Origin of the sequence: Pleomorphomonas sp. JP5, from assembly GCF_023721815.1 — a bacterium.
GTDB lineage: Bacteria > Pseudomonadota > Alphaproteobacteria > Rhizobiales > Pleomorphomonadaceae > Pleomorphomonas.
In genome coordinates this window covers 457,944-470,835 of sequence record NZ_JAMDLI010000008.1, presented here as the reverse complement: position 1 = coordinate 470,835, position 12,892 = coordinate 457,944, and the positions used below count along the sequence as shown (strand labels likewise).

At 65.7% G+C, this 12,892-nt stretch carries 12 protein-coding genes and 1 pseudogene; 6 read left to right on the top strand and 7 right to left on the bottom strand.

Annotation, left to right across the window (positions count from 1 at the left end; all coding sequences use genetic code 11):
• Nucleotides 1-192: 192 nt before the first annotated feature.
• The 3 genes from M4J40_RS13510 to M4J40_RS13500 form a co-directional block, all read right to left on the bottom strand.
• Nucleotides 193-384, bottom strand: a complete 192-nt coding sequence (locus M4J40_RS13510; protein WP_100081086.1) for a hypothetical protein — start codon at nucleotides 382-384, stop codon at nucleotides 193-195.
• 511 nt (nucleotides 385-895) lie between these two features.
• Nucleotides 896-1,825: a histone deacetylase family protein gene (locus tag M4J40_RS13505; RefSeq protein ID WP_251754659.1), complete on the bottom strand. Its 930-nt coding sequence runs from the start codon at nucleotides 1,823-1,825 to the stop codon at nucleotides 896-898.
• A 90-nt stretch (nucleotides 1,826-1,915) separates the two neighbouring features.
• Complete coding sequence (locus M4J40_RS13500; protein WP_311134130.1) at nucleotides 1,916-2,905, bottom strand: L-threonylcarbamoyladenylate synthase; 990 nt, start codon at nucleotides 2,903-2,905, stop codon at nucleotides 1,916-1,918.
• A gap of 152 nt (nucleotides 2,906-3,057) precedes the next feature.
• Here M4J40_RS13500 and M4J40_RS13495 point away from each other — a divergent pair, with 152 nt between their 5' ends.
• The gene (locus M4J40_RS13495; RefSeq protein WP_251754658.1) at nucleotides 3,058-3,303 is read left to right on the top strand and encodes a hypothetical protein; all 246 of its coding nucleotides are present in this window, start codon (nucleotides 3,058-3,060) and stop codon (nucleotides 3,301-3,303) included.
• A 222-nt stretch (nucleotides 3,304-3,525) separates the two neighbouring features.
• Here the strand turns inward: M4J40_RS13495 and M4J40_RS13490 are convergent, their stop codons facing one another.
• Nucleotides 3,526-4,137, bottom strand: coding sequence for an NUDIX domain-containing protein (locus M4J40_RS13490; RefSeq protein WP_251754657.1), 612 nt, complete (start codon nucleotides 4,135-4,137; stop codon nucleotides 3,526-3,528).
• A 92-nt stretch (nucleotides 4,138-4,229) separates the two neighbouring features.
• Here M4J40_RS13490 and M4J40_RS13485 point away from each other — a divergent pair, with 92 nt between their 5' ends.
• From M4J40_RS13485 to M4J40_RS13465, 5 genes are all read left to right on the top strand, one after another.
• The gene (locus tag M4J40_RS13485) at nucleotides 4,230-4,985 is read left to right on the top strand and encodes a DeoR/GlpR family DNA-binding transcription regulator (protein ID WP_251754656.1); all 756 of its coding nucleotides are present in this window, start codon (nucleotides 4,230-4,232) and stop codon (nucleotides 4,983-4,985) included.
• A gap of 250 nt (nucleotides 4,986-5,235) precedes the next feature.
• The gene (locus M4J40_RS13480; protein WP_251754655.1) at nucleotides 5,236-6,111 is read left to right on the top strand and encodes an ImuA family protein; all 876 of its coding nucleotides are present in this window, start codon (nucleotides 5,236-5,238) and stop codon (nucleotides 6,109-6,111) included.
• Nucleotides 6,112-6,130: 19 nt separating this feature from the next.
• Entirely contained in the window at nucleotides 6,131-7,606 is a 1,476-nt protein-coding gene (locus tag M4J40_RS13475; RefSeq protein ID WP_251754654.1) for a DNA polymerase Y family protein, read from the top strand.
• A 15-nt stretch (nucleotides 7,607-7,621) separates the two neighbouring features.
• The gene (locus tag M4J40_RS13470) at nucleotides 7,622-10,981 is read left to right on the top strand and encodes an error-prone DNA polymerase (protein WP_251754653.1); all 3,360 of its coding nucleotides are present in this window, start codon (nucleotides 7,622-7,624) and stop codon (nucleotides 10,979-10,981) included.
• A gap of 69 nt (nucleotides 10,982-11,050) precedes the next feature.
• Nucleotides 11,051-11,686, top strand: a complete 636-nt coding sequence (locus tag M4J40_RS13465; RefSeq protein ID WP_251754652.1) for a LysE family translocator — start codon at nucleotides 11,051-11,053, stop codon at nucleotides 11,684-11,686.
• A 9-nt stretch (nucleotides 11,687-11,695) separates the two neighbouring features.
• Here M4J40_RS13465 and M4J40_RS13460 read toward each other — a convergent pair whose 3' ends face one another.
• The 3 genes and pseudogenes from M4J40_RS13460 to M4J40_RS13450 all read right to left on the bottom strand — a co-directional run.
• Nucleotides 11,696-11,962 carry a UxaA family hydrolase gene (locus M4J40_RS13460; RefSeq protein ID WP_251754651.1) on the bottom strand — a complete coding sequence of 89 codons (267 nt, stop codon included), beginning with the start codon at nucleotides 11,960-11,962 and terminating at the stop codon, nucleotides 11,696-11,698.
• Nucleotides 11,905-12,447 (bottom strand): UxaA family hydrolase, encoded by a 543-nt coding sequence (locus M4J40_RS13455; RefSeq protein WP_251754650.1) that lies wholly within the window; start codon nucleotides 12,445-12,447, stop codon nucleotides 11,905-11,907. The genes M4J40_RS13460 and M4J40_RS13455 overlap by 58 nt, the downstream gene beginning before the upstream one ends.
• Nucleotides 12,448-12,545: 98 nt before the next feature.
• A pseudogene (locus tag M4J40_RS13450) lies at nucleotides 12,546-12,892 on the bottom strand (altronate oxidoreductase); the annotation flags it as partial.

Here is a 12,892-nt window from a genome sequence, read left to right as displayed (position 1 = left end):
CGGTAGCCCGGAAACGTCGGCGGCCGGAGCAGAGTGCCCCGGCCGCCGACAAAATCAGCTGTTCATGCTGGAGGCAAAAGCCCTACCTCACGCGCCAAGCCATCACTGGCCGTCGCATCAAGCCTCCGGAACAAATCTGAAGGGAAGATCACCGTCGGGCCGGCTGCGCACTGGCCCCGATAGGTCGATCGATCAGTCCTCGTACGAGAACATGGGCGCGGTCTGCTGGACCGTCGTGTAGTCTTTCTGCTGCACTTGGCGACGCATTGCGCGCGCGGCGGCGTTCACCGCGGGAATGCCGATCTCGTGATATTGGGCATCAAGCTCCAACTCGCTGCCTTGTTGGATCTGGCCCTTGTTAACAGCGTCAGCTTGCTTAACCATCTGGGTACCGTCCTACCCCGTTGCCGGGTACGTGGTTTGTCTTATGTATTCATTCTGGAATAGCGTGTCTAAATCACGCTTTCCACGTTCATATATTAATCCTGCGAATGAGGCTGAACAAGGGCAGACAGCATTCATGCGGTTCGGATTTCTTCCTACATCGTATTGGATTTTTGAGTGCGTGGCCAAAATGCGACATTTGCTTTGCCGAGGGTAGAGGTCAAAAGCTAATCAAGTATCCAAGACGATGCAAAGTGAATGGGCGTGCCAAGAAAAACTTAACTGATCGTTAAGAATAATTTGAGTTGCCGGCCGGATCGGTTGCCGATAGGGGCGGCATTGCATGACGAGACGGGACCTTCGTCGGGCGATGATGAGGCTTGGTGCCAAACAGTTGCGCCTAAAGTCGCTACGCATGGCTCCGAACACTGGTCGTGGCTGCCCTCGACCGGTCGTTGAACTGGGGCATCCCGCCTATTACGCCGGCTTCAGGTGGTATTCTTTGTTCGCGTCAATGTCCCATCAACGCCGAGACGTGGGCAGCGGCCGAGAGGCCGAGGGCATTGATGTCGTAGCCACCTTCCAGCAGGGACACGACGCGGCCAGCGCAGACACGATCGGCGACGTCCATCAGGGCGCGGGTAAGGACGGCGTAATCGGCCTCGACGAGGTTTAGGTCGCCAAGTGGGTCGCGATAATGGGCATCGAAGCCAGCCGAAAGCACCAGGAGATTGGGCCGGAATGCGGCAACCGCTGGCAGAACGGCGCCTGTCATCGCTGCGAGAACGGCCGCCCCGTCGGCGCCGGCGCCAATCGGAATGTTGAGGATGTTGCCGGCGACGCCGGTCTCGGATGCCTCGCCGGTACCAGGGAACAGGTGTGCCTGGTGGATGGAGGCGTAGAACACCGACTCGTCGTCATGGAAGATGTTCTGCGTGCCGTTGCCGTGGTGGACGTCGAAGTCGACGATGGCGACGCGTTCGGCTCCGTGAGTCGCCTGGGCGTGACGGGCGGCGATGGCGGCGTGATTGAAGAAGCAAAAGCCCATGGCCTGCCGGGCGCTGGCATGATGTCCGGGGGGGCGAGCCGCGGAAAAGGCGTTGTCGACGAGGCCGGTCATCACTTCGTCCACGGCGAGGCAGGCGGCGCCCGCCGCGAGCCTTGCAGCCTCGTAAGTTCCATTGGACAGGATGGTGTCGCTGCTGATCGACATCAGCCCGTCATGCGGCGCCTGAATGCGGATGTGGTCGACGTAGCCAGCCGGATGGACGCGCTGGATCTCTGCGTCGGTGACGGGGCGCGCTACGTCGCGGATCAGATTCTGGAACGCTTCGCCTTCAAGTTGCCGCTCGATGGCGATGATGCGGTCGGGCTGCTCGGGATGGTTTTCCGGGGCGAGATGGTCGCGATAGCGTGGGTGGCTCAGGAAAAGTGTCCGCATGCACCCTCTCCGCATGACGCCAGGCGGCGTCCGTGAAAATCCTAGGATAGAGGATGCCGCTGCAACCGTGCCGTCAAGTAGCAGGAAGGTTTAGCGTGGTGCTGCCGCGCGCGTCAGCCGATCGCGGATCGCCTCGCCCAGCCCGTGAGTGGGGATCGGCGCCACGGCGATTCCGGCGATATCCTGGCCGTCGGCCCGGCGCAGCATGTCAAACAGGTTGGCTGCCGCCTCGCGCAAGCTGCCCGTCGGGCTGAGATTGAAGACGCGCTTTGCATCTGCGACGCCGCGTACGGGCGTCCCGCCGAAGGCGAGCAGCGCTTCGTTGGGTTCGACGCGGCGGGCATCGAGACGAACGCGGGCATGCGGCGCGTAATGGGAGGCGAGCATGCCGGGTGCGACCGGGGCTGCGGATGGATCGCCTTCCGAGCGGACGACGGCAACACCAGCCGTCGCCTCGATCTCCTCGCGGGCAAGGCCGCCCGGCCGCAGAAGATAGGGGATGTCGTCGCGGACCTGCAGAATGGTCGATTCGAGGCCAACCTCGGTGCGACCGCCGTCAAGGATCAGCGGAACGCGGCGGGAGAGGTCGCCGTAGACGTGAGCGGCGGAGGTCGGGCTCACGTGACCCGAGGTGTTGGCGCTTGGCGCCACGATCGGCACGCCGGAGGCGCGGATCAGATCGAGCGCCACCCGGTGCGCCGGCATGCGCACGGCGAGCGTGTCGAGCCCCGCCGTGGCCAGCGAGGACACCGGGCAGTCCGGCCGGGACGGCAGTACCAGCGTCAATGGTCCTGGCCAGAAAGCTTCGGCCAGCCGCCGTGACAGCGGATCGAAGACGACCAGCGTTTCGGCCATGGCGATGCTGTCGACGTGAGCGATCAACGGATTGAAGGTTGGGCGCCCCTTGGCCTCGTATATGGCGGCCACAGCTTGCCCGTGCGTGGCGTCAGCGCCGAGGCCGTAGACGGTCTCGGTCGGAAAGGCGACGAGATTTCCCTGCCGGATGAGGTCGGCGGCACGACGGATGGATTCATCTGTTGCCGCTTCGATGCGGGCGAATTCTGGAGAACGGTTGGGCACGGGGGATCCTGTCGGAGCGTTTCGCCGGACGGGGCCTGTGTGAGACCAATCCATGGCGACGTCAAGGCGAAGGACGAGGGGAACCGAGATTTGACCGTGATCGGCTTCCTGATTACGGGCGAAAGGGGATTGGGAGATTTCGAGGAGGGGGGATGCGTATCGCGGTGTCGATCGAATATCCGAAACTGCGCGCCAAGGTGGATCGGCGACTCAAGATCATGCTGCGGCAGGACGATCTGGGGCTGCTTGAGGGCGGGCCTCGCATCGTCGAGGTCAGCGGTCCCCGGGCGCAGCGCAAGTCGCCGCCTAGAGCATTCGCCGACCAAATTGAAACATTTGGTCGTCCAGCGAATGCTCCAGATTCATTTGCTGGAGCAGCCGCTTTTCGATCAGGTTGATTCAACCTGATCGGCGGGTGCTCTAAAGGGCTGATTGCCCACCGTCGCGATCGATCATTCCCGGCAACCTCTTCCAGCCGTTGATAGACCGCTGACCCACGCGCTCGCGCCACGCGGACGTCATTGTCGGCACTCTTGGTTTCACCGGGGAGGCGAGTAACTGAGTCGCAAATGGCAGGACGGCGCTCGGCCGCCGGATGGAAGATCCGGTCATGGAGGGCATCACCGAGGGGCATCCTTGGTCTGTGCCGATTGCGGAAAGAGATGGAGGGCAGCGTATTGCAGGAGCATGATCGTCTTGCCGTCGCGGATGGCGCCCGAACCGATCATCGCCAGCGCCTCGTCGATGTCGACTTCGAGAACGGCGATGTCCTCGCCCTCGATCTCGTTGCCGCCGCCAGCTGAGATTCTGTCGCCGGGTTCGTACCGGCCGACGAAGAAATGCAGTCGCTCCGTAACCGAGCCGGGGCTCATGAAGGCGTCGAAGATCGGGCGGACGTCGCGCACGCGAAATCCCGTTTCCTCCTCCGTCTCGGCTCGGATGCGATCCTCGGGCGCGGCATCGTCGAGAAGTCCGGCCGGCGCTTCGATCAGCAAGTCGTCATGGCCGTTGACGAAGGCCGGATAGCGAAACTGGCGGGTCAGGATCACGGTGCGGCGGTCCGGGTCGTAGAGGAGGATCGTTGCGCCATTCCCCCGGTCGTAGGTCTCGCGCGATTGGCGCTGCCAGCTTCCGTCGCTGCGGCGGAAGGAAAAGGTTGTCTTCTTCAGGACGTACCAGTCGTTGGAGAGGACGGTGACGTCTTCCACGCGAACGCGATCGGCTATGCTCAAGATCGTATCCTTACCATTCGGGACTCTGGACCTGCCTCTAGTTTCGTGCAATATCGTGCATAGTCAAGAAATTTCGTGCAAATGGGGAATGCATGCTCACGTCTGAACGCAAGGCCTTGATCCAACAGGTATTGAGGCAGGAAGGCCGTCTCGTGGCCAAGGATTTCAGCCAGAAGCTTGGCGTGTCCGAGGATACGATCCGCCGGGATCTGCGCGAACTTGCCGGCGAGGGGTTGCTGCAGCGCGTGCATGGAGGAGCCCTGCCGGCCTCGTCGGCAGTTGCCGATTTCGCCGCGCGCGAACAAGTCGGCTCGTCGGTGAAGGCGCGGCTCGGACAGGCCGCCGCCCGCATGATCCAGCCCGGGCAGGTCGTCTTTCTCGACGGTGGCACGACGAACGTGCAGCTGGCGCGTCATCTTCCCCAGAACCTCAAGGCAGTCGTCGTGACCCACAGCCCGAGCATCGCCGTGGAACTCGTCCGCCATCCCCATGTGGAGGTCGAACTCATCGGCGGCAGGCTGTTCAAGCATTCCATCGTCGCGGTGGGGGCGACCTCCGCCGAGGCGATCTCGCGCATCCGCGCCGATCTCTTCTTCATGGGCGCGACCGGCATTCATCCGGAAACCGGCGTCACCACCGGCGACCGGGAGGAAGCGGCGATCAAGCGCCTGATCGCCCGTCAGTCGGCGGAAACCATCGTGCTGGCGACGCGCGAAAAGCTGGGGGCGGCGTCGCCCTACCAGATCATGCCGCTCAGCGATGCCGGTACTCTCGTGACGGTGTCGGACCTTGGCGAAGAGGTGCTCGCCCCCTTCAGGGCCTCCGGCCTGACCCTGGTCGAGGCATGACCGAAGCTGTCAGGAAAACGACGATTTTGCGAGTCCGAACAGATGGATCCCGGCGGGTTTCCGTCGCATCCCCGTTGACTCTTCGAAAGCCTCTCCTATACTGGAACATATAGAGAACAAAACCACGGAAAAGGGGGTTTGAACCGTGCTCGCCAGCGAGTCGACGGACAGGATCGCTATGCTTCGACGGCAGGTTGCCCAATTGGAACGGGCACGCGGCCGGCGCGATGATCGTGCCGATCCAGGAGCTGTGGAAGAATTGGCCGGCGTGCCGGTGCACGACATCGCGCCCGCCGCAGTTCGTGCCGCGCCGACTTCCGTCTTTCGCGGTGGCCGGGTCGCGAACGCCTGGGCGGGCGCGGAGACGACGGCGCTTCCCTTCGGCCATCCGGAGGTCGATGCGGCGACGGGCGGCCTCAAGCGTGGTGCGCTGCACGACGTGAGCCCGGCTGGTGCGCCCGACATGGCTTCGGCAACCGGCTTCGCACTGGCCTGCGCCGGGCTGCTGCTGAGAGCGGCCGGGCGGGACAGCCTCTGGCTTTGGGTGCGGGCCGAGATGGCCGGGCGCGAGGCCGGCGAACCCTATGGGCCTGGCCTGGCCGCTTTCGGCCTCGATCCGTCGCGGCTCGTCGCGGTGACGGCCGGCGATACTGCCGACGTGCTGCGCGCTGCCGAGGAAGGGCTTGCCGCCCGCGCCTTCGCGGCGGTGTTGATCGAACCCTTCGGCGACGACCGCCGGCTGGATCTGACGGCCTGCCGCCGCTTGTCGCTGATCGCCGATGGCGGCCGCGCCACCGGTATCCTGCTGAGGACGGGCGGCGTGCCGGGACCGACCAGCGCCGTCACGCGCTGGCGCATCTCGGCCGCCCCGAGCGACGGCGGCCGACACCCCGGCAATCCGGTTTTCGCGGCCGACCTCGCGCGTAACCGCCTTGGTCCTGTCGGCGGGTGGATGATGGAGTGGCGTATCGATGAGCAATCCTTCCGAACCCCGCGCGTCAGGCCTAAAACCCAGGGGGTCGGCCCCTTGGCAGTCCCGCTATCTGGTCGCCTGGCTGCCGCATCTGGCAACCGACCGTCTCGCCCGTCTGGATCGGGAGCGGTCGTCCCCTTCCGCATCGGCTGAGACAGCTGCGCGCCCGCCCATGGTGCTGACGGCGAAGCATCGGAGCGCCGTGCGTCTCGCCCATGTCGACGAGCAGGCGGTGCGGCTTGGGTTGCAGCCGGGGCTCGGTCTGGCCGATGCCCGCGCCCGCGTACCCGGGCTCGATGTGCGGGCCGCCGACCCCGAGGCCGATGCCGCCTTCCTCGATCGTCTCTGCGATTGGGCGCAGCGCTATACGCCGCTGGCCGGCCGCCGCATTGGTACGTCGTCCGTCGACTTGGAGTTTCCCTATCCGGAGGATTTCACGCTGGTCCTCGACATTGCCGGCTGCGCCCATCTGTTCGGTGGCGAAGAGGCGTTGGCGGCCGACATGGCGCAACGGCTCGAACGACAGGGGATGACGGTCGTCATCGCCATCGCCTCGACCATCGGCGCCGCCCATGCGCTTGCTGCCTTCGGGCGAGGCGGGCGGTTGCAGGCCGGCGAGGAGCGGCGAGCGCTGGCAGGCCTGCCCATGGCGGCGCTGCGGCTCGACGCGATGACTGTGGATGCGCTCGCCCGCGTTGGTCTCAAGCGCATCGGCGACCTGATGGACGGCCCACGCGCCCCGCTCACCGCCCGCTTCGGCCGTACTCCGCTCATCCAGCTCGACAGGGCGCTGGGGCTCGCCGACGAGGCCTTTTCTCCACGACTGCCCGTCGCTCCTTATTGCGCCGAGCGACGCTTCTTCGAGCCGATTGCCCGTCAGGAAGATGTGCGCGCCGTCGCCCTGTCGCTGATCGGCGCACTGGCCGAACGGCTGGAGGCCGCTGGCGAGGGGGCGTTGCGTCTTCGCCTCAGCCTCTGGCGCGTCGATGGCGCGCTCGCCCATGTCGAGGCGGGCCTCAGCCGGCCAAGCCGCGAGGCAACGGTCATGCAGGATATCCTCTGCCGCCGGCTCGACAGCCTCGCCGAGGATTTCGACGCCGGCTATGGCTTCGACTGCGTCACCGTCGCCGTGACCGAGGCGAGCCGTCGCGACGCCGAGGTCCTGTCGCTTGCCGGGGCCGACACGGCGCTGGAACTGACCCGCTTCGTCGACCGGGTCGGGGCCCGCATCGGCCGGGGCCGCGTGCGGCGTCTCAAGTTCTATGCGAGCCATATTCCCGAGCGGGCAAGCCGCGCCGTGCCGGCCCACGTGGCGGAAGAGGGCAGCTTCCCGGCATCCGATGTCCTGCCCGGCGATCCGCCCGAGCGGCCGATCCGTCTGTTCGCTCAGCCGGAACTGGTGGAAGCGATGGCCTCGGTGCCGGATGGTCCGCCGCTCCGCTTTCGCTGGCGGCGCGTCACGCATGAGGTGAAGCGCGCCGAGGGACCGGAGCGGATCGCCGGCGAGTGGTGGCGGCAGGAGGCGCCGACGCGCGACTATTTCCGCGTCGAGGACGCCGAGGGGCGCCGCTTCTGGATGTTCCGCGAAGGCCTCTTTCAGGTCGAAACCACGCATCCGCGCTGGTTCGTGCACGGACTGTTTGCCTGAGGAGCGGAGGCGATCATGACCGCCTATGCCGAGCTTGCCGCCGTCACCAACTATTCCTTCCTGCGCGGCGCCTCTCACCCCCTGGAGATGGTGGGAGCGGCCGGGCAGCTTGGCTATGCCGGCATCGGCATCGCCGACCGCAACACGCTGGCCGGCGTCGTGCGCGCTCATGTGGCAGCCAAGGAATACGGCGTGCGGCTCGCCGTCGGCTCCCGTCTCGTCTTTGCCGACGGCACGCCAGACATCCTCGCCTATCCCAAGGATCGCGCCGCTTATGGCCGGCTCTGCCGTCTGCTGACTACCGGTAACAGGCGGGCAGAGAAGGGCGATTGCATCCTGACGGTTGACGATCTCAAGGCGTTTTCGGAAGGGCTTCGGTTGATCGCGGTGCCGCCACGGCGTCGTCTGCCGGCCTTCGATGCCCAGGTGAAGACGCTCGCTGGTGATTTGCCCGACCAGCTTTGGCTCGGCGTCACCATGCCGCGCCTCGGCGACGACCGACGGCGCCTTGCCGGTTTTGCAACCTTGGCAAAATCGGCCGGCATCAAGCCGATCGCCCTCGGCGACCCGCTCTACCACACCCCCGAACGGCGACCGCTACAGGACATCGTCACCTGCGTCCGCGAGCACGTCACCATCGACGAGGCCGGCTTCCGCCTTGAACAGAATGCCGAACGCCATCTCAAGCGCCCGGAAGAAATGGAGCGCTTGTTCGCCGACCTGCCGCAGGCGGTGAGCGAGACGGTGCGTTTCCTTGATGGGCTCGGCTTCTCGCTCGACGAACTCAAGTATGAATATCCGCGCGAAGCCTTCGAGGGCTACGCCACGGCCGCCGAGGCATTGAGAGCCTTGGTCGAAGAGGGAGTAAAGCGCCGCTTTCCGGAGGGAGTTGACGAGGCAATCCGCAAGACCATCGAGCATGAACTCGCCATCATCGCCCAGAAGGAATACGAGCCCTATTTCCTCACCGTCTACGATATCGTCCGCTATGCGCGCTCGCAGAGCATTCTCTGTCAGGGGCGCGGATCCGCCGCCAATTCCGTCGTCTGCTATTGCCTCGGAATTACCGACGTGGATCCCAGGCGAGGCGATCTGCTGTTCGAGCGCTTCATCTCGATCGAGCGCGACGAGCCGCCGGATATCGACGTCGATTTCGAGCATGGCCGGCGCGAGGAGGTGATGCAGTACATCTACCAGCGCTACGGTCGGGAGAAGGCCGGTATCGCCGCCACGGTGATCACCTACCGTGGCCGCAGTGCCGTGCGCGAGGTGGGCAAGGTGTTCGGCCTTACCGATGATGCGGTGACGGCGTTGTCCGGTTCTGTCTGGGGCTCGCCATCGAAGGGACTGAAGGACGACGACGCCCGCCGCACCGGCTTCGACCCCACCGAGGCGCGTCTCGCCATGGTGCTGAAATACGCCGGCGAACTCTCGGGCTTTCCGCGCCATCTCAGCCAGCATGTCGGTGGTTTCGTGTTGACGGCGGGCCGGCTCGACGAAGCCGTGCCGATCGGCAACGCCGCCATGGCCGACCGCACCTTCGTCGAATGGGACAAGGATGACCTTGACGCGCTTGGCATGCTGAAGGTCGACATTCTCGCCCTGGGCATGCTGACGGCGCTCGCCAAGGCGCTGAAGATGCTTGGCGAGCAATACGATCGACACTGGACGCTCGCCAGCCTGCCGGCCGAACGGAAGGCGGTCTACGCCATGATCCAGCGCGCCGACACGCTCGGCGTCTTCCAGATCGAGAGCCGGGCGCAGATGAGCATGCTGCCGCGCCTCAGACCGAACCATTTCTATGATCTCGTCATCGAGGTGGCGATCGTCCGTCCAGGGCCGATCCAGGGCAACATGGTCCATCCCTATCTCAGGCGGAGGCAGGGCATCGAGCAGGTCAATTATCCTTCGCCGTCACCCGAGCACGGTCCGAAAAATGAACTGGAACAGGTGCTCGGCAAGACGCTGGGCGTGCCGCTTTTCCAGGAACAGGCGATGCGCATCGCGATCGTCGCCGCCGGTTTCACGCCAGGCGAGGCGGACAAGCTCCGACGCGCCATGGCCACCTTCCGCCGCATGGGCACCATCCACACCTTCCGCGACAAGATGGTCGAGGGCATGGCTGGGCGCGGTTACGATCGCAGCTTCGCCGAGAATTGCTTCAGGCAGATCGAAGGCTTCGGCGAATACGGCTTTCCCGAAAGCCACGCCGCGAGCTTCGCGCTGCTGGTCTACGCCTCGGCTTTCATCAAGTGCTACTATCCGGACGTCTTCGCCGCCTCGCTGCTCAACGCCCAACCGCTCGGGTTCTATGCGCCGGCCCAGATCGTGCGTGACGCGCGCGATCATGGCGTCACCGTGCGACCGCCGGACATCAACCTCTCGGAGTGGGATGCGACGCTGGAGCCCGGCGCGCCGGAGGTGATGCCGCATCCGCGCCACGCCTCGATGGCCGGGCATATCCGGACGACCCATGCCCTTCGCCTCGGCTTCCGCGAGGTGGAAGGCCTCAAGGAAAATGACGGCCGACTAGTCGCCGAGCGTCGTGACAGGGGCTACGACTCCGTCCGCGACGTCTGGCTCCGCACTGGCCTGCCGAGCTCGACGCTGGAACGGCTTGCCGACGCCGATGCCTTCGCCTCGCTCGGGCTCAGCCGGCGTGATGCGCTTTGGGCGGTGCGCGGTCTTGGACGTTCCGGCGACAAGGACGACCTGCCACTGTTCCTGGCAGCCGAGGGTGCGGGGCGCGAAACCGAGCCGGACATGCACCTGCCGCCGATGCTGCCGGGCGAGGAGGTGGTGATGGACTATCGTCATCTCCGGATGTCGCTGCGTGCCCATCCTGTCAGTTTCCTGCGCTCCCATCTCGATCGCCTGCGCGCCATGCCCTGCGACGACCTGACGCGGACCGCCGACGGCCGCCGTGTCACGGTGGCCGGCCTCATCGTGGTGCGTCAGCGACCGGGCACTGCCAAGGGCACCATTTTCCTGACGCTCGAAGACGAGAGCGGCATCGCCAACATCGTCGTCTGGGCCAAGGTGTTCGAGGCGCATCGCGCCATCGTGCTCGGGTCCCGCATGGTATCGGTCACCGGCCGCATGCAGTCCGAAAGTGGCGTCATCCATGTGGTGGCCGACCGCATCGTCAACCTGACGCATCTGCTCGGCCACCTCGCGTCCGACAACGCGGCGGCGGCGCTGACCCCGCCCGGCGAGGCGGTGCGCGCCACCGACAAGGGCGGTGGGCTGCCCGATCCCATCTACCAGCCGCCTCATCCGGCCAACGCGCCCCTGCCGGCCGAACCGGACGTGGCCGCCGACCTTGATGTTCCCGCTCGGGCAACCCGGCATGTGCCCGCGCGACGGCGGGCGTGAGGCGACTGTTTGGGCATGCATTGTCGGCGGCGAACAGATAAGGCTTGGGCATGACGAGGTGAGGGACACATGTTGGCATACGATCTGGCGCACTGGGCGACCTTCTTCGTGGCGGTTTTTCTGCTGAACGTCTCGCCGGGGCCGGATATTGCCTTCATCCTCGGTCATACGGCGCGCGGTGGCCGCCGGCAGGGGATGGCCGCCATGTTCGGCCTCTGGGCCGGCGCCTTCTGTCACGTGGTCTTTGCTGCCATTGGCCTGTCGGCCATCGTCGCGACTTCGGCCGCTGCCTTCTCGCTGGTGAAGTGGGCCGGCGTCGCCTATCTCGCCTTCCTGGGCGTTCAGGCCTTGCGCTCGAAAGCCACTGCGTTTGATGTCGGGGAAGACCCGGCCGAAAGTCGCCTCTCCGCCGTCTTCCTGCAGGGCATGCTGGTCGACATCCTGAACCCAAAGGTGGCGATCTTCTTTCTCGCCTTCCTGCCGCAGTTCGTCGTCGAGGGCGCCGGGCCGGTGCCGCTGCAGCTTCTGCTGCACGGCGTTCTGATCGTCGTGGTTGCCGCGACGGTGGAGCCCTTGGTGGTTCTTGGGGGCGCCTGGCTGACGGCGCGGTTGCGCGCCAGCACTCGGCTTACCCTGTGGCTCGACCGTTCGCTGGGGGCGCTCTTCATCGGCCTTGCCGCGAAGCTCGCCGCCCTCCAGCGTTGAGGGCTCACCTCACAGCGTCACGCCTGTTTTGAAGATGACGATTTCCTTGATGTCGTTTGTTTCGTTCTTGGTCGGCTTTCCGGATGCGATGTCGAGGACGGCCTCGACGAAGCTGTCGCGGAGGCCCTCGACGGTGGTCTTTCCGGTGGCGATGGGACCGGCGTCGAAGTCGATCCAGTGCGGCTTGCGGCCGGCAAGGTCGGAGTTGGTGGCGATCTTCATGGTGGGGACGACGCCGCCGAGCGGCGTGCCGCGACCGGTGGTGAACAGCACCATGTGACAGCCCGAGGCGGCGAGCGCGGTGACGGCGACGCCGTCATTGCCTTCTCCACCGCCTTGGCGATGTTGTCGGCGAGGCCGTTGATGCAGCCGACCAGCGGCACGATGAAGAGGTCGTTGCGAATGCCGATGTCGCCATTGACCCGCTCATAGGCCGAGATGGTCGGCACCGGACCGCCATTCTGCGGACGGGCCGCGACATTGCCGGCGTATTGATAGTCGAGGATGTCGCCGAGCGCGGTCTTGAGATTGTGGACGTGGACATGCGCTCCCTTGGCGATCGCCTCGCGGGCGATGCCGATCACCGCGCCGTATTTGATCACCTTGTCGCCGGCGGCGATGTCCTTCAGGGCGAACTTGTGCGCCTGCGGCACGTCGTCGCCGAGTGTGAGACCGAAGGCGTCGATCACGGTGCCCTTGGCGAGCGGCTCGAGGGCGACGGCGACGCTGTCGTCGGGGTGGATCTTGAGAACGCGCGGCATGGCTCTCATCCTTGGGACTTGAGGCGAAGGGACCGGCGCATCCGAGCGCCGGTCTTGTGACATATGGGGGCTGGGCGCCGCCCAATCAGCAGTCTTGCTCAGCGGGCGTCGATCAACTGGCCAAGACGCTCGAAGCTCATCGGCTCGGTGGTCAGCGCGGCGAAGTCGGCGAGGACGGCACTCCTGAGCGCCGGCGTGTCGATCGACTTGCCCCAGAAGGCGGCCTCGCCGAGATAGGCGGCAACCATCGCCTCGCGGCCCTTCTCCGTGCCGTCGTCGAGCGCACCGATCGCCTTCACCTTGGCGAGGATGTCGGCGCCGTCGCGCGGCGGATAGGCCTCCGCACCCTGGAAGCGGCCGAGGTAGAACACCAGCCAGGCGGCGAGCGCCAGCGTCATCAACGGCGCCGGCTTGCCGTTTCGATCCATGTAGGCGAGGAGACGGT

What these genes read in the sequence shown, in the direction of transcription:
- M4J40_RS13495 (WP_251754658.1), top strand. Translation starts at nt 3,058, where the DNA reads ATGCGTATCGCGGTGTCGATCGAATATCCGAAACTGCGCGCCAAGGTG.
- M4J40_RS13455 (WP_251754650.1), bottom strand. Translation starts at nt 12,447, where the DNA reads ATGCCGCGCGTTCTCAAGATCCACCCCGACGACAGCGTCGCCGTCGCC.
- M4J40_RS13475 (WP_251754654.1), top strand. Translation starts at nt 6,131, where the DNA reads ATGGTGCTGACGGCGAAGCATCGGAGCGCCGTGCGTCTCGCCCATGTC.
- M4J40_RS13485 (WP_251754656.1), top strand. Translation starts at nt 4,230, where the DNA reads ATGCTCACGTCTGAACGCAAGGCCTTGATCCAACAGGTATTGAGGCAG.
- M4J40_RS13510 (WP_100081086.1), bottom strand. Translation starts at nt 384, where the DNA reads ATGGTTAAGCAAGCTGACGCTGTTAACAAGGGCCAGATCCAACAAGGC.
- M4J40_RS13505 (WP_251754659.1), bottom strand. Translation starts at nt 1,825, where the DNA reads ATGCGGACACTTTTCCTGAGCCACCCACGCTATCGCGACCATCTCGCC.
- M4J40_RS13460 (WP_251754651.1), bottom strand. Translation starts at nt 11,962, where the DNA reads ATGGTGCTGTTCACCACCGGTCGCGGCACGCCGCTCGGCGGCGTCGTC.
- M4J40_RS13465 (WP_251754652.1), top strand. Translation starts at nt 11,051, where the DNA reads ATGTTGGCATACGATCTGGCGCACTGGGCGACCTTCTTCGTGGCGGTT.
- M4J40_RS13470 (WP_251754653.1), top strand. Translation starts at nt 7,622, where the DNA reads ATGACCGCCTATGCCGAGCTTGCCGCCGTCACCAACTATTCCTTCCTG.